The sequence below is a fragment of the Kitasatospora sp. NBC_01300 genome (assembly GCF_041435235.1).
Taxonomy (GTDB): Bacteria; Actinomycetota; Actinomycetes; order Streptomycetales; family Streptomycetaceae; genus Kitasatospora.
Window position 1 is genome coordinate 1,258,633 of the sequence record NZ_CP108409.1, and the last position, 22,707, is coordinate 1,281,339.

The following is a 22,707-nucleotide window of genomic DNA, read 5'->3' on the forward strand; positions in this document are numbered from 1 at the left end:
GTGAGTTGACGGTACAGGGGCTGCTGGAGCCAAGCGTCAGAGGTGGGTGGCGCCCGGCAGGCAGCCGAGGATCGGCACGGCGGTGAACGCCTCCGCGTACCGGGTTCCGATGCGGGCGCCCCAGAGTCGGCCGAGGTTCTCGGCCATGGGCCCGAAGTGCTGCTCGATCGGTTGGCTCGCGTGCTCGCGCAGCGCGGCCATCTTGGTGTCGAAGGTCGCGGTGGCGTCCACGATCACGTCGGCGTGCACCGGTCCGTCGAGGGTGAGGGAGTTGTAGGTGTCGCAGGTGTAGAAGCGGTTCGGACTGCCAGTGGCGATCCGGGGCTCGGGGACGGCCCCGAGCACGACGGCAGCCACCGCCCGGTGCTCGGGGTGAACGTCGCCCAGCGGATGGGTGATGACGATGTCCGGCCGCTTTTCCAGCAGTAGTTGCTGCACGGAGGCGTGGTCGAGCCGGGGTGCGTGGTGCAGGTCGGCGCCGAGGGCGGCGGCGCCCTTGCGGGCCTCGGCGTCGCGGACTTCGTCGCGGTGCGGGACGGCGATGGTGACGGCGGCGTACTTGGCGTGGAGGGCGAGGGTGGCGCCGGCCCACAGCTCGGCGTCGTCGGGGTGCGCGAAGGCGGCCAGGACCGAGCCCGGTACGGAACCGGTCACCACAGCCCGAGCTTCTCGACGACCTCGGCGGGCTTCGGCAGCTGGGGGCTCGCCTGGCCGCTGGGGGCGATGGGCACGTCCAGGTCGCGGCGCACCGTGATCATCGCCTCCCAGCGCAGCACGTCGGCCCAGGCTGTGGTGATCGCGGTGCCCTTGGCGCCGGTCAGTCGTCCGGAGCCGGGCAGGTCGCGCAGCCGCATGCCGTCATGCAGCAGGGCGGAGGCGGCCTTTGGGCCGACGCCATGTACACCGGGGATGTTGTCGGACTTGTCGCCGGTCAGGGCGCGGAAGGCCGGCCACTGGGCGGGGGTGACACCGTACCGGGTGACGACCTCGTCGGCGGTGATGATCCGCTGGGCCGACTTCCGGGAGCGGTTGAGGATGCGTACGCGATCGTCGAGGAGCTGGTAGAAGTCCATGTCCCGCGACATGATCAGGACCGGCCGGGAGGCCGCCGTCTGGGTGGCGAGGGTGGAGATGACGTCGTCGGCCTCGGCGTTCTCGACCTCGGCCCACCGGATCCCGTGCGCGTCCAGGCCGTCCTTGACCGGCGCGAGGAACTGCAGCGGCTTGAGCGCCTCTGGTGTCGCCTCCCGGTTCGCCTTGTACTCCTGGTCGGTGGCCGTGCGCTCGGCGGAGCCGTGCTCGCCGTCGAAGACGACCAGGACCTCGGGCTCCACGACGTCGACATCGTCACGGATTGCGGCGCGCAGCAGGGCGAAGAAGGCGAACAGGCCGGTCAATTCGCGGCTCTTGTCGCGGGAGTGGATCGGTGCGGGGAAGCCGAAGGTGCCGGCCCACAGTAGGTTGAATCCGTCGACGAGCAGCAACGGGGCAGGGGTTGCTGGGGTTTCGGGCATCACGACACCGCTTCCAGGAAGAAGTCAGCGATTCGGCGGGGCTTGAACTGGGCCGCTCGCCGATACACGGTCTGTGTAGTCGCGGCGTACAGTATGTCATCTTCCAGAAGGCTTTGTGTCGCCCTGTGGAGGGCGGCCGGGCCTTCGTCGTGGTCGACGAGGAGGTGGTCGCCGTGGCCGGTCGGGCCGATGAGGGCGGGCAGGTTGCCGACTCGGTAGGCGACGACGGGGGTGCCGACGCTCATCGCCTCCAGCGCCACCAGGCCGAAGGTCTCCTTGTGGCTGGGGACGATCACCACGGCGGCTCCGGCGAGCCAGGGCAGTACCTCGTCCCAGGCCAGCGCTCCGCGGAGGTGGACACCCGGGGCGCGGGCGGCCGCCTTGCGGCAGCTGTTGAGGAGCTTGGACTGCGACCCTGCGTTGGCCTCGAATCCGGCCTCGGCGAGGGCCACTTCGATCGGTCGGCTCCATCCGGAGGCGGCCTTCAGCAGGTCGAGCACGCCTTTCTCAGGCCCGAGCCGTGCGAGAATGCGCACCGGGCCGCTGCGGCGCAGCTCCTCTCGCCGGGACGGCGTGGGTGGGACCACGGCGGGGTCGGGTAGGAGCGCGTTGGGGACGACGCGGAGGTTGCGTGGGTCCCAGCCGGCCAGCTCGTCGCGGACGACCGCAGAGGGCACGAGGACACGGCTGGCGCGGGCGAGCGCGGGCCCGGCGTCGAGGGGGTGCGGCTTGACGTGGGCGGCGAGGGTTCGGCGGACGTGGCCGGGGATGTCGCCGCGCAGGCGGCCGAGCCCCCACAGCGCGTCGGTGAACAGGACGGTGTCGATGCGGTGCTCGGTCACCAGGTCCCGGATCTGCCGGGTCAGCGTGGTGTCCTGGTAAATGATGGCCCGGCGCAACATGTCGTCGTCGCAGGGGAAGTGCACGTCGTCGAGGCGAAGCCGAGCGATGGTGACGCCGGGGAGGTCGGGGCTTTCGGGCTGGGGTGCGGCGGTGGCGATGACGGGCCGGTGGCCGTTCTGGGCGAGGCCGAGGGCCAGCGCGGCCGTCGCGCGTTCGATGCCGGCCGGGGCGTCCGGGGTCCAGGAGATGAGGACCAGCAGGACACCGCGGGCGGCGGGGCGGGTGATCACCGGGCGCTCACCCACCGCAGCGTCGGGACGGGGTGGGTCTGGCCGTGGTGCGGTGTCTCCCAGGGAAAAACGACCCAGTCGTTGACGGTCCAGGCCCACCGATCGGGCTTATGCATACAGCCTTGGTTGCGGAACAGCGCCGCCGTCATGATCTCGGCGTCGTCGTCGAGCCGGTGGCTCAGCGCATCGGCGACGGCGGCAAACGTCGCTCCGGTGCCGGCGATGTCGTCGACGAGGAGTACCGTCCCGGTGAAGCGCTCGGGCAGCGCGTCCGCGAACAGGACCTCGACCTTGCCGGTGGCCTGCTGAAACGGCGCGTCGCTCTTGTTGTGCTTGGCGGTGACGGAGTGGAAGGGCACCTTGAGGTAGTCGGCCATGAGGCGGGCCGGTTTGATCCCGCCGGAGGCGATGCCGATCACGCAGGAGACATCCTGGTCGATCCCGACGACGGACTCGGCGATCATCCGGGCCGCGTCGAAGCACTGGTAGTTCGTCGGGGCAAACGGCACGCGTTGTGCGAATACCCGCCGCTCGGCGTAGGGGGTGTCGGTCACGAGGTGCTCCCGGAGGTGGGCAGGCACAGGTCGGCCGGTCCGGTGACGGGGACGGACGCGGAGATGCCAGTGGCGCCTCGGGTGTTGCGCCAGGCGTAGCCGTCGGCGCGCAGGACGGTGAAGCCGCCCGCGCTGGTGCGGGTGCGCAGCCGGACCCGGACGCCGTCGGGGACGGTGAGCGGAGCGACGGTCTCCTGGGCCTGCTCGTCGGTGAGCATCTGTTCGGCGGCGAGGGCGGCGCCGGAGCCGATGGGGAGCATCTGGAGGAAGGTCACTCCGCCGGCGCCGAGTTGGGCGGCGCGGTCCAGCAATTCCTGGGCCTCGTGCTTGTTGGACTGCATGAGGACCATCTGGAGCTGGACGAACAGGCCTTCGTCGACGGCGGCGCGGATGCCCGCGACGGCGCGCCGGTAGCTGTCCTGGCCGCGCCAGGTGTCGTGGGTGGCCTCGGTGGCGCCGTCGAGGGAGACGCGGATCGCGTCGAGGGCGTCGGCGAGTTCCTCGGCGCGGCGGGCGAGGTGCCAGCCGTTGGTGGTGCAGCTGACCACGCTGGTGCCCTGGCGGCGGATCGCGAGGGCGAGGTCGGGCAGGTCACGCAGCAGCAGCGGCTCGCCGCCGGAGATGTCCACGCCCAGGATCCCCGAGGCGGCGATGTGGCCGGCGAGAATGCGCCGCTCGGCCGCGGTGGACTCGCGCACGCTCTTGTCGTCGAGGCACTGCGGGCAGTCCAGGTTGCAGCGCACGATCGGAGACCAGCACATGCTCAGCGGGTATTCGAGCGCGAGCGTGGAGGGGGCGGCCTCGGGCCAGGCGGCCACCTGCTGGTCGTCCAAGGCGATGCAGCCGGCGGGGATCGGCTGGGGCGGAAGGTGGTTGGTGCCGACCGCCGGGTCGTGCACGACGGTGGTGCTGTCGAATGTGGCTACGGCGAATGCGCGGATCATCGGGTGATCACCTCAGCGTCTGTCAGGTGCTTGTCGGCGGCGGTGGCGAAGGCGTGATCGCGCCCGGTGGGTGTTGGCAGCGAGAGCAGGTGGCGGTAGTGGGCGAGTGTTGCGGGCCAGGAGGCGAGCTTGGTCTGCCACTGGGCGGCGGCGTCCGGCGGGTCGAGGTGGAAGCCGACGGCTTGACGCAGCGGGATGACGAGGCATCCGGTGGCGATCAGGGCCGCACCGAGGTGGGTGTCCTCCATGCCCCAGCCCCGCGCTCCGAATTCCTCGTCGAAGCCGCCGACGTCCACCAGCTGCTCGCGCGGAACGGCGAGCAGCGCGGTGACGGCCATCCTCGGCAGGTCCCAGTCGTAGTAGAACCGCCCGTACCCGAGGTTCTGGAAGTCGTTGGTGGCATCCAGCGGGCGCCCGTCCAGTTCCTCGGTGAGCGTGATGCCCGAGTACGGTAGTGCCTTGCCCACCGGAGGCGTCCAGGTGACGCGGTGATCGGCCGCGAGGAGCGGAGGCCCCTCAGGCAGCAGCGGCCCGCCGCAGGGCAACGCTTGGTAGGTGACGTTGTGCCGAAACCCGGTCAGCACGGTGTCGCCAGCGGCACGCGCCGCGACGTCGGCGAAAACGTGCGAAGGCAGCACTATGTCCGCGTCGACGAACAGGACGGTCGGAGCCTGGGCGAGGCGGGCACCGGTGTTGCGCGCCGCCGCCGAGCCGCGCCGCTCAGCCAGGCGCACCGCGGTGGTGACCGCCGGGTGGCGGCGGGCGATGTCGAACGTCGCGTCCGTGGAGGCGTCGTCCACCAGGATCACCTCTACGTCGGCGGCGTGCTGCTGGGCAGCTAGCGCGTCCAGTACCGACGGCAAGGCGTAGGCGGTATTGCGGGCCGGAATCACGACCGACAGCGCCCGGCCGGTGGCGGCACACGCAGGGGTCGGCTGGTGCCAGCCCAGACTGGTGCGTGTGGTGAACCCGGTCGTGAAGTACCGGTGGGCGTTGGCCAGGGTCTTGAGCGTGTCCGCAAGGCTGCGCATCACGGCCACCTCCATTCGTCGAGCACGGCGGCGGCCTGGGGCCAGCCGCGAGGGTCGGAGATCCAGTGCAGAGCTGGGCGCTCCGGCAGGGCCAGGAGATCGGCGAGCAGGACCAGGTAGTCGGGTTCGAGGACCAGCAGCACCCGTTGGGGGACACCATTGGCGGCGAAGTCGCGCCGCAGCTGCCTGTCCACGATCAGGCGCAGCCCCTCGACCCGGTCGGAGCCGAGACGCTGGTCGTACGAGGCGATCAGGTCGTCCGCATGGACCAGGCCGTAGGCGGCGGACAGGAAGCGGATCCGGCTGCGGGCTTGCGGGTAAGCGGCGAAGCGGGCGTTCAGCTGAGGGGCGATGCCTCCGGCGTACCGCTTCAGGGCGGGCAGGAGGCCGGTCCCCGGCGCCTTGCGGCGCGAGCAGCCCGCGATCACGAGGTCGCCGATCACGCCGCTCGCACCACCCGGAAGCCGATGCCCGCCGAGGTCGACTCGGCCGGTGCGGCGTTCAGGAACGTGCACCGGGCGTACAGCGGCAGGGAGTTGTAGGAACCGCCGCGAATCACGAAACCATCGCCGATGGTGTTCGAGGCGGTCCACTCCCAGCAATTGCCCGCCATGTCCCACAGGCCGGTCGGGGTCCGACCCTGGGGGTGGGAGCTGACCGGGGTGAGCCGTCCGCAGGAGTCGCGCAGGTTCGCCCGTCCCTCGGCCGGCTCCTCCTCGCCCCACGGGTACCGGCGGCGTTCGGTGCCGGAGGCCGCCCACTCCCATTCCTTCGACAGCGGCAGTCGGCCGCCCAGGTCGGCGGCGATCCGGGCCGCCTGCGCGTGGGCGACCCCGACCAGCGGCCGGTGGTCCGGGGCGAGCCCGAGCTGGGCGGGCGTGACGGGCGTCGCCGTCCATTCCAGGTCGACCACCCGCAATGGCTTCTGCCGGTCGCCGAACAGGCACACACCGCCCGGCACAGGCACCCACACGAGTGCGTGGCCGGCCAGGTTCGTCGTCATCGCTGTCCTCTTCATCCGGCGATCAGGAACAGGTCTTCGGCGTTCACGCCGGTCCAGACCTTGGACTTGGCGAGGTTGGGGCGCAGCCCGCAGCGTGCCAATGCCCCGGTGATGGCTCCGAGGGCCTCGTCGGCCTGCTCGGTGCTGTCGCAGAAGACGCAGTAGTTGTCCGCGAACCGCACCGTTCGCAGCCCCGTCAGCCGTGCGTCCGCGCGGGAAAGGCGCAGGTTGATCAGCAGGGGCGCGAGCGCCGTGCCCGGGACGAGCGGACACGGCAGCGGCTCCAGCACCCGCTCGAACAGTCGTAGGAAGGAGCCGTCCGCCACGTGTTCGGCCAGCCAGTCGGTGACCTCGGCCGCGGTCGAACCCTCCGACACCCGCCGCACGTCCACGTCCGCCACCCACCGGAAGCCCTCCCGCAGGTGTCGGTCGGAGTCGCGCAGAGCGGTGATCCGGTTCCGTCCAGCCCGGTAGCCCGAGACCCAGTCGGCGAACGCCCGCTGCTCCAGTACCGGCTCGACCGCCCCCCGCATCGCCCGCTGGACGACCCGGTCGGTCACCGTCGGGATCACCGAGGGGATCGTCTTGCCGGTGTACGTGGTGATCGCCACCTCGCGCAGCGGACCCGACGTCCAGGAGCCCGTCCGCAGGTGCTCGGCCAAAGCCTCCAGCCGGCCGTCCATGCCCTGCCGGAACTGTGCCCAGCTCATTCCGTCGGCGCCCGGTGATCCGGCCCGGCGCATACAGGCCCGTGCGGCGGCTTTGAGGTGACGGGGTTCGACGAGGAACGGCATCAGCGAATGGGCGCGCGGGGAGCGGGAGTTGGCTATAGTGGGCCGTGCCTGGACGGCATGCAGGATCCCGCTCTCCTCCGCACCAAGTACTTGGCCGCTACCCAACACGCGCGGCCTCGGGGAGTCGGAACGACCGCGCCGTCCAGGCGCCTTGTTGTCCTCACCGGCCACGCTCGTCCTCCCAGAGCAGCGTGTGCAGTCGCGGGGTGAGGTTCCAACCGCGCTCCAGGACTTCGTCCGCCAGCTCCCGCATTCCGCCGAGGACCCTCTCGCTGCTCGTTCCTTCCGGCATGATCCAGACGTCGGGAAGCGAGAACGTCTCGACCAGGGAGGCGACTTCGTCGAGCTGGGCGGCCTCGTGGACGACGAACTTGAACCGAGCCCTGCTGCAGGCCGCCAGCGCCTCCAGCGCCGCCGGGATGATCCGCCGGTCCCGGGGCGCGGCGAAGGCCTTCAGTTTCGGCGACACGTTGAACGCCGCGACCGACTCGACCAGCTCCGGCCGCGGGACGACGGTGCCGTTCGTCTCCACCTCTACCCGCCGCCTCGACAGCAACTGCACCAGGTCGACGAGCTGGGGCTGCTGGAGGAGCGGCTCACCGCCGGTGACCACCACCAGCCGCGGTGAGCGGGCCATCACCCACGCTGCCAGGTCCTCCACGCCGTGCCGCGTGGACACCTCGCGCGGGTCGAACCGGCTCCAGTCCCACGTCTCCGGGGTGTCGCACCCGGGGCAGTGCAGGTTGCACCGCGACAGCCGGACGAACAGGGACTGCTGCCCGATGCTGGGGCCCTCGCCCTGGAACGTCGGTCCGAAGCACTCCGCCACCAGCAGGCTCTTGCCGCCGGCGACCTCACCGCCCAGAACGCTCACCGCTCCTCCAGCACGAACTCGGCCCAGCTGCTCGCCGTTTCCGACACCCGCACCGACGCCAGCCGGCCCGGCAGCGAGGGCTCCACGTGCTCCACGAACCAGCCGGCCAGCCAGGCGGCGAGGTTCTCCGACGTCGGCGCGACCAGCAGGACGTCGTTCAGCGTCCGGTGGTCGAGGGTGGTGTCGATGAGTTTCTTCACCGGGGTGAGGTCGCCGAAGTCCGTGACGAAGCCGGGCGGCACCAGCCGGTCGGCGGTGAGGACGAACTCCACCGCGTAGGAGTGGCCGTGCATCCGCGCGCACTGGTGCCCCTCCGGCAGGTCGGGCAGGGAGTGGGCCGCCTCGAACCGGAACGTCTTCCCGATCCGGTGCCGGCCGGGCACGACGACGCCGTTCATCGGGCCACCCCCGTTGGCGCGGTGGCGTACTCGGTCGGGTCCTCGATCCCGGCGAGCACGAACGCCTCGATCCGCTCGGCGCACGTCCCGCACGTCCCGCAGTGCAGCTCACCGCCGCGGTAGCACGACCAGGTGTCCGCGAACGGCACACCGACCTGACCGGCGACCCTCACGATGTCCGCCTTCGTCTGGTCGATGAACGGCGCCAGCAGCCGGAAGCCCTCGGCGATGAACCCCTCGTTGCCGACCCGGGCGACCTCGGCGAACACGTCGAAGAACTCGGTGCGGCAGTCCGGGTAGACGGCGTGGTCGCCGGCATGGGCGCCGAACGCCACCGCATCGGCTCCCGCAGCGACCGCCGTACCCACAGCGATCGAGAGCATGATCGCGTTCCGGTTCGGTACCACGGTGCTGCGCATACTCTCGGCGGTGTAATGGCCGTCGGGCACTTTGACAGCCGGGTCCGTCAGCGCCGAGCCCGCCAGCAGGCGGCCGAGCCCGCTCAGGTCGACTACCTCGTGGCGTGCACCGAGGCGGCCGGCGGCTCGCTGTGCGAAGTCGAGTTCCTTCCGATGGCGCTGCCCGTAGTCGAAGGAGAGCAGCGCGAGCCGACTGCCGGCGTCGGCGGTCCAGTAGGCGACGGTGGTGCTGTCCAGTCCACCGGAGGCGATCACCACCGTGTGCTGCGGGGGAGCGTGTTCAGTCATCTCCATACGTCTTCCTCGTAGTCCTCCGCTGTCGGGAGGTCGGAGTGAGTCCGGTTGTCGTACGTCCGTGTTGGGCCCGGCAAGCGGGCTGGCAACGCATGGACGGACCCAGACCGGTGTGGATGCGGGCACCTCGCCCCTGACGAGCTGGGGCGGAGTTGCTGTCGGATGGGTGGGGCAGAGGAGCTGGGTGGCTGCGGACGCGAAGCACACACGACGTACATGCACGAGTCGCACCGCGGGAGAGCCGATTCAACCGGCCGAGCTGGTCGGGAATCAGAATGCCTGGAGGACACGGGACATGATCAGAGCTGAGCTGGACGTCTTGGGACGTCCTCTGTATCGTCCAGAGGCCTCAGTACGTCCCAAGACGTCCCACCCGGGAGCGCGATGGCGAACGAACGTCTCCGGTCGGCTCTCGTCATCCGCGGGGTCACCGAGAAGGGATTGGCGGAGCACTGCGGAGTGGACGCCAAGACCGTGGAGCGCTGGATCCTCAAGAACCGCGAACCGTACCGGCGACACCGGCAGGCGGCGGCGGCCAAGCTGCAGATCGATGAGGACTACCTCTGGCCGGACGCGAAGTCCGAGACGCAGCGCCTGGACGAGGCCGACGCTGAGATCGTCCACGTCTACCCCCACCGTTCGTCCGTGCCACCGGACTTGTGGCTGCAGTTCGCCGAGCGCGCCACCATCGAGATCGGGGTCTTGGTCCACGCCGGCGTGCACCTCGCCGAGAACCCGCGATGGCATCGAATCCTCGCCGAGCGGGCGCGATCGGGGGTTCGCGTCCGTATGCTCCTGGGTGACCCGGACAGCCCGGAGGTCGCCCGGCGGGGAGAGGAGGAAGAGATCGGCGCGGGCGTCGCCTACAAGGTGCGCGAGGTGATGAAGCTCTACCGGCCGCTCTACGGGACGCCCGGCATCGAGTTCCGGGCCCACCGGTCCACGCTGCACAACTCCCTGTACAGGTTCGACGACGAGGTGCTCGTCAACACCCAGATCTACGGGGTGAGCGCCCCTCTCGCTCCGGTGCTCCATCTGAGGCGTGTTGCCGGCGCCCAGCTGGCCTTGACCTACCAGCACAGCTTCGAAAAGGTCTGGGCGAGTGCTGTTCCCCTACCAAGGCAGGCATCGTGAGCCGTACCGACTACTTCGACGACCCCAACGCCCCGAAGGCCCAGCGGATCGTTCCCGCTGTCACCGCGTTCGTGGTGAGCGACCGGGGCGAACTCCTGCTGGAGAGGCGTTCCGACAACGGCCGGTGGGGGATGCCGGGCGGAGTTCTTGAGATCGGTGAGGACCTTCCGGGGGCCGTTGTCCGGGAGGTGTGGGAGGAGACGGGTATCGAGGTTGAGGTCACCGGTCTCGTCGGTACGTACAGTGACCCCGGCCACGTCATCGAGTTCTCCGACGGGGAGGTCCGGCAGGAGTTCTCCCTGTGCTTCCGGGCGCGGCCGGTCGGTGGCGAACTGAGCGCCAGCTCCGAGTCGTTCGAGGTCCGGTGGGTGCCGCGTGAGGATCTGGAAGCGCTGGACATGGCCCCGACGACCAGGCTGCGGCTCGCCCACGGCTTCCGGAACGAGGCGTCCCCCTACCTCGGCTGATTAGCGGCGGCTCCGTGGGGGCGGCGGGGAGTCCTGCTTCTCGCGGTAGAGGTCGAGGGCGAGGGCGACGGCGGCGTGGGTCGCGGGGTGGGGGTCCTGGCGGCGCCAGATGAGGTGGACGGGGACGGGGGCGGCGTTGCGCAGGGGGCGGTAGACGATGCCGTCGCGGCGGTACTGGGCGGCGGTGGCCTGGGGCGTGACGCCGATGCAGCGGCTGGTGGCGATGGCGGCGAGCCAGTCGTCGATGTCGTGGGTGTAGATGACGGCGGGCCGCTGGTCCTCGGGCCACAGGTTCAGGGCGGTGGTGCCGGTTCGGCGGTCGATGGCGAGGGTGCGGGCGGGGATCTCGTCGAGGCGGATGCTGCGCCGGCGGGCCCACGGGTCGTCGGAGGCGAGTGCGACGATGCGGTGTTCGTGGCCGATGAGGGCGTGTGACCATGGCTTCAGGTCGAGCGGGGCGCGGACGACGGCGAGGTCGCACATGCCTTCGGCCAGTCCGCCGGTGGGGGAGTTGTGGCGGACGAGGCGGAGCTCGACCTCGGGGTGGCGCTCGTGCCAGCGGCGCTGGAAGTCGGTGGTGTGGCGGCCGAAGGCGGACCAGGCGTGGCCGAGGTGGAGTAGGGCGTGGCCGGCGGTCGCTTCCGCGACCAGGTCGTCGGCGCCGGCGAGCAGGGCGCGGGCGCGGGCGAGGACCCGTACGCCGGCCGGTGTGGGGGCGATGGTGCGGCTGGTGCGGTGCAGCAGCCGTACCCCGAGGAACTGTTCCAGGGCGTGCAGGTTGCGGGAGACGGCGGCCTGGGAGAGGCCCAGCTCGGGGCCGGCGTCGGTGAAGCTGCCGGTGTCGATGATGGCGACCAGGCAGCGCAGGTGCTTCAGTTCCAGATCGGCGGGACTGTGCCGTCGCTCATCCATACGCCCAGCGTATCAATGGGTCGGTGAATGCATTTTGCGTATGGCTGCGCCGGCTCCACCGTGGAGGACATGGAGCTGAAGAGTTCTCACGACGGCGTCACCGCCCAGGGCGACGGGCGCCTGGCCGGGGTGGCGCTGATGCTGGGCTCCGGCCTGTCCAACCAGACCGGAGCCTCGATGGCGGCGCTCGCCTTCCCGGTGATCGGTCCCGCGGGCGTGGTGGCCGTCCGCCAGTGGGTGGCCGCCGGGATGCTGTGGGCGGTCGGCAGGCCGCGGCCGCGGTCGTTCACGGCGGCGCAGTGGCGTCCGGTCCTCGGGCTCGCGGTGGTGTTCGCCGTGATGAACCTGTCCCTCTACACGGCCATCGACCGCATCGGGCTCGGGCTGGCCGTCACCCTGGAGTTCCTCGGTCCGCTCGCGGTGGCCCTGGCCGGCTCGCGCCGGCGCCTCGACGCCCTGTGTGCGGTGGCCGCCGCGGCCGCGGTGGTCGTCGTGGCCCGGCCCTCGCCCTCCACCGACTACCCGGGCATCGCCCTGGCCCTGCTCGCGGCGGTGTGCTGGGCCGGCTACATCCTGCTCAATCGTGTCGTCGGCCGCCGCCTGCCCGGGCTGGAGGGCTCGGCCGCCGCCGCCGCGCTCTCGGGGGCGCTCTACCTTCCCGTCGGCATCGTGGCGCTGTGCCTCCGTCCCCCGACCGCCGCCGCCCTGGCCTGCGCGCTGGCCGCCGGCGTGCTGTCCTCGGCCCTGCCCTTCCTGGCCGACCTGCTGGCGCTGCGGCGGGTGCCCACGCAGTTCTTCGGCGTGTTCATGAGCGTCAACCCGGTCTTCGCCGCGCTGATCGGCCTCGTCGTGCTCGGCCAGCACCTCGGTGCGGCGTCCTGGCTCGCCATGCTGGTGATCGTCGGAGCGAACGCGGTCGCCGTCACCGCCGCCCCTACCGTCCCCGAGTGATCGGCAGGGCCCCGAGAAAAAGATCGAGAAGAAGATTCGGGCCGATGTCGATTCGGCCGGGTCCGCTGCGACGTCATGGTGTGCGGCGCCCTGCCGCACGGTGACGCGACGACGAGACCTGACGAGGGAACACGTGGACCAACTGCTCAGAGTCATGAACTTCAACGTCTCCAGTGACGGCGTCGGTGCCGGTGCCGGCGATCAGCAGAGCTTCGAGCGGCCGTTCGGCCTTGACCACCCCGAGAGGCTGTTCGCCTGGGCCGGGGCCACGGCGAGCTGGCCCATGCGGACGGCTCCCGGGGGGAGCCGGGGCCTCGACGACTGCTTCACGCGGGACTTCGCGCGCAACATCGGTGCCGAGATCATGGGCCGCAACAAGTTCGGGCCCCAGCGCGGGCCCTGGCAGGACGACGAGTGGCGCGGCTGGTGGGGTGACGAACCCCCGTTCCACACTCCGGTGTTCGTCATGACCCACCACGAGCGGCCGTCGTTCACGCTCTCCGACACCACGTTCCACTTCGTCGACGGCGACCCGGCCACGGTCCTGGCCCGGGCGCGGGAGGCCGCTGAGGGCAAGGACGTCCGGCTCGGTGGCGGGGTCGGTACCATCCGGCAGTTCCTCGCCGCCGACCTCGTCGACACCCTGCACGTGGCGGTGTCGCCGGTGGAGCTCGGCCCCGGGCTACGGCTCTGGGAGTCCCCCGACGAGCTGCTGGATCGGTTCCACCTGGAGGTGGTGCCCAGCCCGAGCGGGGTGACGCACCACCTGTTCTGGCGGAGGTGACGTGAGGGCCCGCCCTGGGAGGCCGACGCCCGGGCGTCGGCCTCCCACGGCGGGCTCAGGGACGGGCTCAGGGGCGGGCTCAGGAGTGAGCGGTCACGGTCGCGGTGAGGGGCGCGGGGCCGAGGGTGGCCGCCGCCATCGGGCGGGGGCGGCTGCCCGGGACCGGGTCCACCTGCCAGGCGGCCGTGACCGCCGCCGTCAGGAGGGTGAGCTCGGCCAGGGCGAAGTCGCCGCCGGGGCAGCCGTGCACACCGGCGGCGAAGGGCAGGTAGGCGCCGCGCGGGGGAGCGGGGTGCCGTTGCGGGTCCCAGCGGTCGGGGTCGAACGCGCCCGGGTTGCGGTACCAGCGCGGGTCCCGGTGCAGGGCGTAGGGGCTGTAGAAGATCTGGGCCCCGGCCGGGAGTCGGTGGCCGCCCAGTTCCACCGCACTGCGCGTACGGCGGGGGAACAGCCAGATCGGCGGGTAGAGCCGGAGGGTCTCCTGGACGACGCGGTGGGTGAGGACGAGCGCGGGGAGGTCCGCCGGTTCGACGGGGCGGTCGCCGACGACCCGGCGGACCTCCTCGCGGACCCGGCGGCGGAGCTCGGGGTGGCGGGCGAGGAGGATGAACAGCCAGGCGGCGGCCGCGCCGCTGGTGTGGGAGCCGCCGACCAGCAGGGAGGTCACGTCGTCGTGGACCTGCCGCCGGTCGGCGCCGGCCGACAGGTGCGTCAGGCCGGCGTTGTGCGGGTCCGCGTCGATGAGGGCGTCGACGACGCCGTGGAGGTCGTTCAGGGCGGTGCGGTAGCTGCGCCGCTCGGCGCCGGGCAGCCGGTCGAGGAACGCGGCGGCGGGCCCGTAGGCCCTGCGGCCCAGTCCGGCCACGACGACCGGCAGGGCATGGTGGACGACGGAGGCGGCGCCGGCGGGGAGTGGACGGCCGAAGAGGGTCGCGGCCACCACGTTCAGGGTCAGTTCGGCCATCTCGGCGTTGAGGTCGATCCGTTGGCCGTGGTGCCACGAGTCGGCCCGGGCGGTGGCGAGTTCGGCCATGGTGCCGAGGTATCCGGGCAGGCGGGCGGCGCTCAGCAGGGGTTGGACGACGCGGCGGCGGTCCCGGTGGTGGGTGCCGTCGGCCACGGCGATGCCGGTGCCGAACAGGGGGCGGGACTTGGTGAAGATCTCGCCGCGGTCGAAGCGTCCCCCGGGCCCGGTCAGCAGGGCCATGACGAGGTCGGGGTGGTTGAGGAGGTAGGCGGGCCGGGGGCCGATGCGGAACTCGACCACGTCCCCGTACCGGCGTTGGGCGTCGAGGAAGGCCAGCGGCGCTCTGGCCAGCCGGAGCGCGTGCCCGAGGAGCGGGACGGCGCCCGGCACCCGGGGCGGGCGGCGGCCGGTGGGGTCAGGGGGTGTCGGCATGGCGGTCCTCTCCCGTGGGTGCAGGCGCAGGCGCGGTTGTCGTCGTTCCGGTGCGGTACCGGGGCGTGCCCAGGCCCCATTCCAGGTGGCCCCGGGCCCAGTCGAGGAGCGCCTCGGCGCAGTGGTCGGCCTGCCGCCGGAGGGCGGGTGGCGTGGCGAGCGCGCGGGCGAGGCCGGTGAGTTCGCGGCGGGCCCGCGCGTGGGCGCGCAGGCGGTCCTCGAAGGCGTCCGTCACGAGGAGGGCGGCGGCGTGCCGGTCCATGCCGCCGTGGTGGGCGGTGACGAGCACCAGGTTGTGGGGGTCGCCCTGGGCGGCCTCCTTGTCCACCGTCATCAGGTCGTTGGTCCAGCACACCAGGTCCGCCGCCGCGACGAGGAGTTCCTGGAAGGGGCGGGAGTAGTACAGGGACGGGGGCAGGAAGCAGCCGTCCGTCCGCTCGACGAGGTCGAACGAGGGCATGATCGCGCCGAAGGCCCGGCGCCAGGCGGGAAACCCCTCCGGGTGCGGGACGTGGCCGGCCTGGCGGTGGGCGGCCTGCCAGACGCAGCCGGACAGGTAGTCGGCCACGTGGCGACGGAACCTCAGGACCCAGGCGTCGGGCATGGCGTCCGAGGCCCGCTCGACGATCTCCGCGAGGGCCCGCCCCATCGGTGAGGCGGGCGCCGACCCGTACGAGACGACGCCGAGCGGCTCGTGCAGGTGTGCCTCCAGGCGATCGGCGTCACGCCCCAGGTCGCCCTCGTCGATCCGGTCGTCGAGGAGGAACAGCCAGGCCATCCACATCGCCACCAGGGCGCTGTCCGACCGGTCGGCCCGCGGATGGCACCACGCCGCCAACAGCCCGGGGCGGATCCGCGCGAGGTTGCGCAGCTCCGCCGGCGTCTCGCAGAGACCGGCGGCCTCCACCCACCGCAGGGTCTGCGCGTCGGCGGTCTCGGCGTGGTCGCCGTGGCGGGCCGGGACGTCCCGGATCGCGGAGCCCTTGAGCACGTCGATCGTCATGCGGCTCCCGTTTCCAACCGTTGTGCCGCCCGTCGCTCCGTCTGTTGCTCCGGTTGATGCCGGGCCGGGCGCACGCCCCACATGGCGATCATCGCGTGCGCCGTGTCGACGAACCCGGGGCGGCGCAGGTGGGCCAGCGCCTCGGCCCCTTCCGCCTCCCCGAGGGCGCCGGAGCGTGCCATCGCGGGCAGGAGGTCGGCGATCGAGAGCGCCCAGGCCCGCCCCGCCGCGTTGGCCGCCGTCAGCGTCGGGCAGTGGACCCGCATCCCCACCTCGCCGAGTCCCAGGCCCCGCAGCGGGGCGGGGAACGACCGGGCCCAGGCCGCCACGTCGCTGCCGAGCGTGCTGGCCAGGGTGGTGGTGACGGCGGCCCCGAGACGCCGTACGACCGGATCGGGGGAGGAGGCGGAGGGGAAGAACGAGGGGTCCTCGATGTACAGGCGGCCGCCCGGCTTCAGCCAGGACGCCATGCGCCCCGGCAGCGCGGCGCGATCGGGCAGGTGGCACAGGACACTGCGGGCGACGATGAGGTCGAAGGTGCCGGGCGGGAACCCTTCGGTGCGCACGTCGTGCCGCAGCACCCGCAGGGCCGGGTGGCGCAGGCCCGCGAGGAAGCGGAGGTCCGTGTCGGTGGCCGTCACCTCGCCCTCGGGGTGACGGCGGGCGAGCCACCGGGCCAAGGTCCCGGCCCCTGCCCCGATTTCCAGACAACGGGCCCGGGCCGGTAATTCCCAACGCGCCAGATCACCGGTCGTCGCGGGATCGCACAAATCGGCCAGGGCGTTCAGGCGTTCCATTTGCGCGGGGTGGGCGAAGGCGAGGACTTCGTCCCCGTACGCCGGGAGTTCGCGTTCTATCGGCGGTTCCTTCCGCATGCGGTACCTCCTTTTCCTCGCCGATTGGATCAGCGCCGTTGTACCGCCCCCTGGCGACACGCCAGTCCGTTCGGTGCGGCGCACCGGATTTCGTGCTTCGCTTCTCGCGGCTCCTGGTGGCTTCTCACGGTTTCCTGCGGTCTCTCGCGGTCTCCCGCGGTTTCTCGCGGTTTCTCGGGCGGGAGGCCGTGGACACGGTGACGGCGGCGCTCCGCCGCCGCCCTCGATCCGCATCGATCTCAACACCGCTGTCCACGGGTGTCAACGGGGCGTCAAGCCGCTGACGGGAGCGCCATGGTGGCCCTTGTCGCGGGAGATCCGGCGGGGTTGACGGACAACTCCGCGCCGTCCCAGAGTGTTTCTGCCCACGCGAAAAAGAAACCCGGGGAACCGGGATGTCCGAGGAGGCGTTGCATGGCCGAAAAGGACCGTGAGGACCGCGTGATCGTGGTCGGATCCGGAATCGCGGGAGCGGCCGCCGCTTTTCGGCTGCGCCAGGCCGGTCGCGACGTCACTCTGTTCGAAAAGGAGGACCACGTCGGAGGCCGGATGTCCACCCGCGAAGTGCCGGTCGGAGACGTCCGATATCGCGTCGACCGCGGCGCGAGCTGGCTTTCCCGGAATTACGCGCCCATGATCCGGCTGTTGGAGGACGCGGGGCTCGCCGCGCACATGCTCCCGTGTTCGGACGAGCTGGCCGTGCTGCGCGAGGGCCGGGTGCACCGGCTCTCCCTCGTCGAGGCCTCGGGACTCCTGCGGACCGGACTGCTCGGGTGGCGCGCCAAGTTCAAGGCGCTGAACCTGCTGCGCGACCTGGCGGCCGCCCGCCGCCGGCTGCGCTGGGAGGACATGTCCGGCGCCGCCGGGATCGACGGGGAGAGCGCCCGGGACCACGCCCTGCGCAGGCTCGACCGGGAGCTCCTGGATTACCTGGTCGAGCCCCTGTGCAGCACCCAGTTCCTCGTACCCGCCGAGGAGGTCGCCGCCGTCGGCGCCTTCTGCATCATGTGGGGCACGTTCGGGGCCGCGAGCTTCACCTTCGACGGCGGCGTCGGACGCCTTCCCGAACGCCTCTTCGACACCCCCGTGATGCGCGCCCCGGGCACCCGCGTCGAACTGGGCGCCCACGTGACCGAGGTCCGCCGGGACGGGGACGGGGATGGGAACGAGGACGGGGTGGCGGTGGTGTGGGAGCGGGACGGCGAGTTGCGGACGGAGCGGGCCCGCGCCTGCGTCGTGGCCGTACCCGCCCCGGCCGCGGCCCGGATCGTCACCACCCTCGACGACGACCAGCGCCGGTACCTCGACGGGGTCCGGTACACCAGCGACGTCCACGTCACCTTCGGGCTGCGCCGGCCTCCCGCCGAGACGGCGCTGGGCGTCGCCGTGCCGCGCCGGGAGCACCCGGACCTGTGCGTCGCGCTGTACGAGCACAACCTCGGCCCCGGCCGGGCCCCCGCCGGCCGGGGCCTGGTCACCCTGATCTTCCGGCACCACTGGAACGCCGCCCGGATGGCCCTCGACGACGACACGGTGATCGCCGACGCCCGCGCGGCCGTGGGCGAGGTGATGCCGGGTCTGGCCGCCCACATCGACGACCACCGGGAGATGGCCGTCGTCCAGCGCTGGGAGAACGCGGTCCTCGCCCGCCCGGCCGGCGGGTACCGGGACCTCGCCGCCTTCACCGCGAGCCTGGATCCGACCTCCCCCGTCCAGCTGGCCGGGGACCACTTCGCCTACAGCACCACCAACTCCGCGCTCGCCACCGGGGAACGCGCCGCGCGCCGGGTCCTGGACCTGCCCGTGGCGACCTGAGGCGGTGACGCTTCTCCCTCGACGGGCGGCAGGTCGAGCCGAGCCCTCCGGGTCAGTCCGTCAGTACGGCGACCACCCGGCGGACGGTCTCGCGGCGCTGCTCGCGGTCGCCGACGTCCGCCACCACCAGGATCTCGGGGTTGCTCGCCGGCCACAGCGTGGCGAGGTGGACCATCAGGGCGAACAGGACCCGGGCCTCGAACCGGGCCGACACCGTGCCCCTGGCCTGGGCGTCGGCGATCGCGGCACTCCTGTTCCGGACCTCGGCGACCGCGAACTCGTTGGGCGGTTCGTCGCCGCGCTCCAGGCGCTGCCAGGTGATCAGCCGGGGAAGCTCCGGGTACTCGGCGTAGACGTCGCTCAGATGGGCCGCGAACCCGGGGAGGTCGTCCACGTCGAGCGGCACGTTCCCGACGATCTGCTCGACGACGCCGCTCCAGACCGCCTCGAACAGCCCCACCTTGCTCTTGAAGTAGTGGTAGATCTGCGCCTTGTTGCACTGCGCGGCGTCGGCGATCCGGTCGACGCGGGAGCCGTTCAGCCCGTAGGCGGCGAACTCGGCCCGCCCCGCCGCGATGAGTCGTTGCTTGGTGGCTTCCGCGTCGCGCTGCATTCCCCGAGCCTAGCGCACTGCTAACTAACCGTTTACTTGACACGATCCTTACTGACGGGTTGTAATCAACTAACCAGGTAGTTGAAAACGGCTCCGGTGCGTCACCCGGGTCCCGCTCCCCGTGACCCGCAGGGCTGCGGCGGTCGCGAACCTGTGGGTCGGTGGGGAAGGAGCGGGTCGTGGAGTCCTCCATGGCGATGGTCGGCCGGGACGGCGAGCGGGCGCAGCTGTCCGCGTTCGTACGGGCAGCGGAGGGGCAGCCCCTGGTCCTCAGAGGAGAGACCGGGGTCGGCAAGAGCGCACTGCTCGACTACGCGGCGGAGCTGGCGGCCCGGGAGGGCCACCTCGTGGTCCGGGCCACCGGAGTCGAGGCGGAGTCGCAGCTGCCCTACGCCGGGCTGCACCAGCTCCTGTGCCCGCTGCTCGCCGACGCGGCCCGACTGGACGGCGGCGCCCGCGCGGTGCTCGACGCCGCGTTCGGCCAGGTCAAGGGCACGCCGCCGTCCGTCATGGCCCTCGGCATCGCGGTGCTCGGCCTGCTGTCGTCGGCCGCCGCGAGGCAGCCGCTGCTCCTGGTCCTCGACGACGGCCAGTGGCTGGACGACTCCAGCGCGGCGGTCTGCGGATTCGTGGGCCGCCGACTGGCCGGCAGCCCGGTGAAGTTCCTGCTGGCGATCCGCGCCGACATCGCCTCCTGCTTCGACACCGCCGCGCTGCCGGAGGCCCCGGTCGAGGCCCTCGCGGACGGGGACGCCGCCCGCCTGCTGGACCGGCACCACCCGGCGCTGGGCCGGCAGCTGCGCCGGCTCGTGCTGGAGCAGGCCCAGGGCAACCCGCTGGCCCTGCTGGAGCTGCCCGCCCACGCCGCGGCCCACACCGGCGGGCGGACGCCGGACGACCTGTACGCCCCGCGCGGCGCGTCGCTGTCCCGGCGGCTCCAGTACGTCTACGGGGCCCGCATCGCCGACCTGGGCGACACCGTCCGGGCGGAGCTGCTGAAGGGCGCCCTCGACGGTGCGGCGGCCGGGCCCGGCGACGGCACGGCCCCGACCGCGCGGTACCGGATGCGCGACGTCGACGAGGCGGTGGCCTGCGGCCTGCTGGTGGTCGAGCCGACCACCGGCGACTTCGCCTTCCGGCACCCGCTCGTCCGCTCCAGCGTCGTGCAGCTCGCCACGCCCGACCAGCGGCGCGCCGCCCACCGGGCACTGGCGCACATCCACCTGGGGAACCTCGAACGCCGCGCCACGCACCTGGCGGTGGCCACCATCGACCCGGACGAGGAGGTGGCCCGCGTCCTGGAGGCCGCGGCCGAGTCGGCGACCCGGCGCGGCGGCGCCCTCACGGCGGTGGCCTGGCTGACCCGCGCCGCCGAGCTGAGCGAGCACCACACCGACCGGTCCAGGCGGCTCGGCGACGCGGCGTTCATCGCCGGGCACGCGGCCCGCCTCGGCCACGCGTGCCGGCTCGTGCTGGCCGACTCCACGCCGGGCTCCCACGAATCCCCGGCCTCCGTCCTGGCCGCCGGATACCAGGGGCTGTACCACGACGGCGACGTGCGCTCCACGCACCGTCAGATCGCCGCGGCGGTCGAGAAGCTGCGCGACGGCGGGGCCGACCGGCCCGGTGAGGTGCTCGACCGGCTGGTGGCCCTCCTGCTCGCCGTCAGCCAGTACGCCGCGGACCGCGCCCTGTGGGAACGCACCCACGCGCTGCTCGCCTCACTCGGCGACACCGTCAGCGAGCGGGCGCGCATCTACAGCAGCACCTGGAGCGACGTCGTCCGGCACGGCGCCGGCTGGTCCCGGCCGGTGGAGCGGGCGGCGGCGGACCTGCGGGACCAGGAGCCCTGGGACGTCGCACGCCTGGCCGTGTCGGCGTACCACCTCGACCTCCTGAGCCCGCTGCGCCCCTACCTCCAGCGCGTCGTGACCCGTGAGCTGGAGACCGGTGCCGTGTCCACCGGCATGGTGATGCTGCACCTGATCATGCTCGACCAGATGGCGGTCGGGGAGTGGGAGGCCGCCGAGCGCACCGGACAGCGCGCGATGCGCCAGGCGGCCGAACACGGGCACGACCTCTTCGCCCACCAGACGCAGGCCTACCTCGCCCAGCTCGCGGCGATGCGCGGACGGACGGACACCGCGCGCGAGCTCCAGGCGGTGGTCGAGGCCTGGGCCCGCCCGCGCGGCATCGGGTTCCTGACCCAGCTCGCCGACTCGGCGGGGGCGACGGCCGCGCTCAGCGACGGCGACTACGAGACCGCGTACCTCCACGCCATCGGCATCACCTCCCCGGGAACGTTCCGGCCCTACGCCTACCAGGCCTCGCGGACCCTGCTCGACCTCGTCGAGGCGGCCCTGCACACCGGGCGCGCGGAGCAGGCCCGGGCGCACGCGCTCGCCGCGCGGGAGGCGGGCCTTCCCGACCTCTCCCCGCGGCTGGCCCTGATCACCCACGGGGTCCTGGCGATGACGGCCACCGACGAGCGGGAGGCCGCCGAGGCGTACGCGTGCGCGGAATCCCAGCCGGCCGCGGAGCGGTTCCCGTTCGAGCTGGCGCGGATCCGGCTGGCGCGCGGCATCCGAGTGCGACGCGCCCAGGGCGGTGCGGCGGCCCGGCCGTTCCTCGCCCGGGCGGCCGACGCGTTCGACTGGCTCGGCGCGGTCGCGTGGGCCGAGCGGGCCCGGGCCGAGCTGAGGGCGGCCGGCGTCTCGTCCCGCGCGTCGACGCACACCGTGGTCCCGCTGACGTGGCAGGAGCGCCGGATCGCCGGGCTGGCCGCGGGGGGCCTGACGAACAAGGAGATCGGCGAGCAGATGCGGCTGTCCCCGCGTACCGTCAGCGCCCACCTGTACCGCATCTTCCCCAAGCTGGGCATCACGACGCGGGTCGCCCTCCGGGACGCCCTGAACAGGCTGGAGGAGCATGCTCCGGAGGCGCGGCTGGAGCGCCGTCCGGCCGACTCTCTCACACGTATGACAGTCACGTGACCGCGTCGGTGAGACACGTGACTGTCATGCGCGAGGCCGTTGGACACCTGTAGGCGTTCCTGGGCGCCGAACGAGGAGAGGCCCGGGATCAGGGCCTTCCGTGATCAACGGCAGGTGAGGTCAGGGCCGTTGAGCGTCGTCCTGCGCCGCGAGCGCGTGCCGGCCGGACTCGGCGAGGGTGTACAGCACGGACCGCTGCTGCTTGTGGCGCTCGATGTTCCCCTTGGCCACGAGCGACTCCAGGGTGTTGCGCACGACCTGCGGGGTGGGGGCGCGGTCCGGGTGCTTCGCCAGCAGTTCCTCCCGCAGCTCCTTCGCCAGGCGCGGTTCGTCGTGGCCGCTGAGCAGGGACAACAGGAGCTCTCCGAGCAGGGGTTGACGCGAGGTTGCGGCTTCGGCGGCCCGTGCCGGCTTCCCCGCCCGCACCGTCCGCGCCGTGGTCCCGGGCTTCCCCGTCTTCCCGGGCTTCCCGGTCTTCGCCGACTTCCCCGTCCGTGCCGAACGCGGCGAGCGCGGCGCGGGTGTGCGGGCGGGGGCCGAAGCGGACGCCCGGCGTCGCTTCGCCCCGGTGAGCACGGGCTCGTCCTGCGCCTGCTCGGGCAGGGACGCGGGCTCCGACAGGCCCTCGTACCGTTCGGCGAGCTGGAGGATGTCGACCAGGAGGGCTTCCTCCTGCTTCAGCATCCTGGCCTCCTCGGCCAGTTCCTGCTGACGCCGACGGTTCTCTTCCAGATCCGATGCGGCCTGATCGACGAGCCGCGTACGGAGCGTGCTGGCTGGTTGGCTGGTCACAACCGTTCACT

24 protein-coding genes are annotated in these 22,707 nt (G+C 72.3%); 6 read left to right on the forward strand and 18 right to left on the reverse strand.

The annotated features are described in order from the left end of the window. Positions 1 to 36 precede the first annotated feature (36 nt). The 12 genes from OG556_RS38905 to queC form a co-directional block, all read right to left on the reverse strand. Positions 37 to 654, reverse strand: a complete 618-nt coding sequence (locus tag OG556_RS38905; RefSeq protein ID WP_331745096.1) for a PIG-L family deacetylase — start codon at positions 652 to 654, stop codon at positions 37 to 39. Beyond that, a complete protein-coding gene (locus OG556_RS38910) occupies positions 651 to 1,514 on the reverse strand; it encodes a 5'-3' exonuclease H3TH domain-containing protein (protein WP_331745098.1) in 864 nt (287 codons plus the stop codon). Before OG556_RS38910 ends, OG556_RS38905 begins: the two co-directional genes overlap by 4 nt. Then, on the reverse strand, positions 1,514 to 2,647 hold the full coding sequence (locus OG556_RS38915; protein WP_331745100.1) for a glycosyltransferase family 4 protein: 1,134 nt from the start codon (positions 2,645 to 2,647) through the stop codon (positions 1,514 to 1,516). The genes OG556_RS38910 and OG556_RS38915 overlap by 1 nt, the downstream gene beginning before the upstream one ends. Next, on the reverse strand, positions 2,644 to 3,201 hold the full coding sequence (locus OG556_RS38920) for a phosphoribosyltransferase (protein ID WP_331745101.1): 558 nt from the start codon (positions 3,199 to 3,201) through the stop codon (positions 2,644 to 2,646). The genes OG556_RS38915 and OG556_RS38920 overlap by 4 nt, the downstream gene beginning before the upstream one ends. Continuing rightward, positions 3,198 to 4,145, reverse strand: a complete 948-nt coding sequence (locus tag OG556_RS38925) for a radical SAM protein (RefSeq protein WP_331745103.1) — start codon at positions 4,143 to 4,145, stop codon at positions 3,198 to 3,200. Before OG556_RS38925 ends, OG556_RS38920 begins: the two co-directional genes overlap by 4 nt. Further along, complete coding sequence (locus tag OG556_RS38930) at positions 4,142 to 5,191, reverse strand: glycosyltransferase family 2 protein (protein ID WP_371523136.1); 1,050 nt, start codon at positions 5,189 to 5,191, stop codon at positions 4,142 to 4,144. Before OG556_RS38930 ends, OG556_RS38925 begins: the two co-directional genes overlap by 4 nt. Beyond that, complete coding sequence (locus OG556_RS38935; RefSeq protein ID WP_331745107.1) at positions 5,176 to 5,619, reverse strand: hypothetical protein; 444 nt, start codon at positions 5,617 to 5,619, stop codon at positions 5,176 to 5,178. The genes OG556_RS38930 and OG556_RS38935 overlap by 16 nt, the downstream gene beginning before the upstream one ends. Beyond that, the gene (locus OG556_RS38940; protein ID WP_331745109.1) at positions 5,616 to 6,179 is read right to left on the reverse strand and encodes an SUMF1/EgtB/PvdO family nonheme iron enzyme; all 564 of its coding nucleotides are present in this window, start codon (positions 6,177 to 6,179) and stop codon (positions 5,616 to 5,618) included. Before OG556_RS38940 ends, OG556_RS38935 begins: the two co-directional genes overlap by 4 nt. A gap of 11 nt (positions 6,180 to 6,190) precedes the next feature. Beyond that, positions 6,191 to 6,889: a reverse transcriptase domain-containing protein gene (locus tag OG556_RS38945; protein WP_371523137.1), complete on the reverse strand. Its 699-nt coding sequence runs from the start codon at positions 6,887 to 6,889 to the stop codon at positions 6,191 to 6,193. A 244-nt stretch (positions 6,890 to 7,133) separates the two neighbouring features. Beyond that, on the reverse strand, positions 7,134 to 7,847 hold the full coding sequence (locus OG556_RS38950; RefSeq protein WP_331745113.1) for a 7-carboxy-7-deazaguanine synthase QueE: 714 nt from the start codon (positions 7,845 to 7,847) through the stop codon (positions 7,134 to 7,136). Continuing rightward, positions 7,844 to 8,245 (reverse strand): 6-carboxytetrahydropterin synthase, encoded by a 402-nt coding sequence (locus OG556_RS38955; RefSeq protein WP_331745115.1) that lies wholly within the window; start codon positions 8,243 to 8,245, stop codon positions 7,844 to 7,846. Before OG556_RS38955 ends, OG556_RS38950 begins: the two co-directional genes overlap by 4 nt. Then, positions 8,242 to 8,952: a 7-cyano-7-deazaguanine synthase QueC gene (gene queC, locus OG556_RS38960; protein ID WP_331745117.1), complete on the reverse strand. Its 711-nt coding sequence runs from the start codon at positions 8,950 to 8,952 to the stop codon at positions 8,242 to 8,244. Before queC ends, OG556_RS38955 begins: the two co-directional genes overlap by 4 nt. Positions 8,953 to 9,342: 390 nt before the next feature. On the opposite strand from queC, the gene OG556_RS38965 reads away from it, so the two are divergent. Together OG556_RS38965 and OG556_RS38970 are read left to right on the forward strand one after the other, a co-directional pair. Next, positions 9,343 to 10,092, forward strand: coding sequence for a helix-turn-helix transcriptional regulator (locus tag OG556_RS38965; RefSeq protein WP_331745118.1), 750 nt, complete (start codon positions 9,343 to 9,345; stop codon positions 10,090 to 10,092). Further along, the gene (locus tag OG556_RS38970) at positions 10,089 to 10,559 is read left to right on the forward strand and encodes an NUDIX domain-containing protein (RefSeq protein ID WP_331745120.1); all 471 of its coding nucleotides are present in this window, start codon (positions 10,089 to 10,091) and stop codon (positions 10,557 to 10,559) included. The genes OG556_RS38965 and OG556_RS38970 overlap by 4 nt, the downstream gene beginning before the upstream one ends. On the opposite strand, the gene OG556_RS38975 is transcribed toward OG556_RS38970, so the two are convergent. Then, a complete protein-coding gene (locus OG556_RS38975; RefSeq protein WP_331745121.1) occupies positions 10,560 to 11,471 on the reverse strand; it encodes a LysR family transcriptional regulator in 912 nt (303 codons plus the stop codon). 69 nt (positions 11,472 to 11,540) lie between these two features. On the opposite strand from OG556_RS38975, the gene OG556_RS38980 reads away from it, so the two are divergent. Then, positions 11,541 to 12,422 carry an EamA family transporter gene (locus OG556_RS38980; protein WP_331745492.1) on the forward strand — a complete coding sequence of 294 codons (882 nt, stop codon included), beginning with the start codon at positions 11,541 to 11,543 and terminating at the stop codon, positions 12,420 to 12,422. Positions 12,423 to 12,555: 133 nt separating this feature from the next. After that, positions 12,556 to 13,206 (forward strand): dihydrofolate reductase family protein, encoded by a 651-nt coding sequence (locus OG556_RS38985; RefSeq protein ID WP_331745123.1) that lies wholly within the window; start codon positions 12,556 to 12,558, stop codon positions 13,204 to 13,206. A 79-nt stretch (positions 13,207 to 13,285) separates the two neighbouring features. On the opposite strand, the gene OG556_RS38990 is transcribed toward OG556_RS38985, so the two are convergent. From OG556_RS38990 to OG556_RS39000, 3 genes are read right to left on the reverse strand one after another with little or no spacing between them, the layout of a single operon-like run. After that, entirely contained in the window at positions 13,286 to 14,605 is a 1,320-nt protein-coding gene (locus tag OG556_RS38990) for a cytochrome P450 (RefSeq protein WP_331745124.1), read from the reverse strand. Beyond that, entirely contained in the window at positions 14,589 to 15,608 is a 1,020-nt protein-coding gene (locus OG556_RS38995; protein ID WP_331745126.1) for a terpene synthase family protein, read from the reverse strand. The genes OG556_RS38990 and OG556_RS38995 overlap by 17 nt, the downstream gene beginning before the upstream one ends. Next, positions 15,605 to 16,288, reverse strand: coding sequence for a trans-aconitate 2-methyltransferase (locus OG556_RS39000; RefSeq protein ID WP_371523138.1), 684 nt, complete (start codon positions 16,286 to 16,288; stop codon positions 15,605 to 15,607). The genes OG556_RS38995 and OG556_RS39000 overlap by 4 nt, the downstream gene beginning before the upstream one ends. 609 nt (positions 16,289 to 16,897) lie before the next feature. On the opposite strand from OG556_RS39000, the gene OG556_RS39005 reads away from it, so the two are divergent. Next, positions 16,898 to 18,298 carry an FAD-dependent oxidoreductase gene (locus tag OG556_RS39005; protein ID WP_331745128.1) on the forward strand — a complete coding sequence of 467 codons (1,401 nt, stop codon included), beginning with the start codon at positions 16,898 to 16,900 and terminating at the stop codon, positions 18,296 to 18,298. A gap of 52 nt (positions 18,299 to 18,350) precedes the next feature. Here the strand turns inward: OG556_RS39005 and OG556_RS39010 are convergent, their stop codons facing one another. Continuing rightward, a complete protein-coding gene (locus OG556_RS39010) occupies positions 18,351 to 18,911 on the reverse strand; it encodes a TetR family transcriptional regulator (protein ID WP_331745129.1) in 561 nt (186 codons plus the stop codon). A 197-nt stretch (positions 18,912 to 19,108) separates the two neighbouring features. On the opposite strand from OG556_RS39010, the gene OG556_RS39015 reads away from it, so the two are divergent. Next, positions 19,109 to 21,904: an AAA family ATPase gene (locus OG556_RS39015; protein ID WP_331745494.1), complete on the forward strand. Its 2,796-nt coding sequence runs from the start codon at positions 19,109 to 19,111 to the stop codon at positions 21,902 to 21,904. A gap of 120 nt (positions 21,905 to 22,024) precedes the next feature. Here OG556_RS39015 and OG556_RS39020 read toward each other — a convergent pair whose 3' ends face one another. Beyond that, positions 22,025 to 22,696 carry a hypothetical protein gene (locus tag OG556_RS39020; RefSeq protein WP_331745130.1) on the reverse strand — a complete coding sequence of 224 codons (672 nt, stop codon included), beginning with the start codon at positions 22,694 to 22,696 and terminating at the stop codon, positions 22,025 to 22,027. Between the last annotated feature and the right edge of the window lie 11 nt (positions 22,697 to 22,707).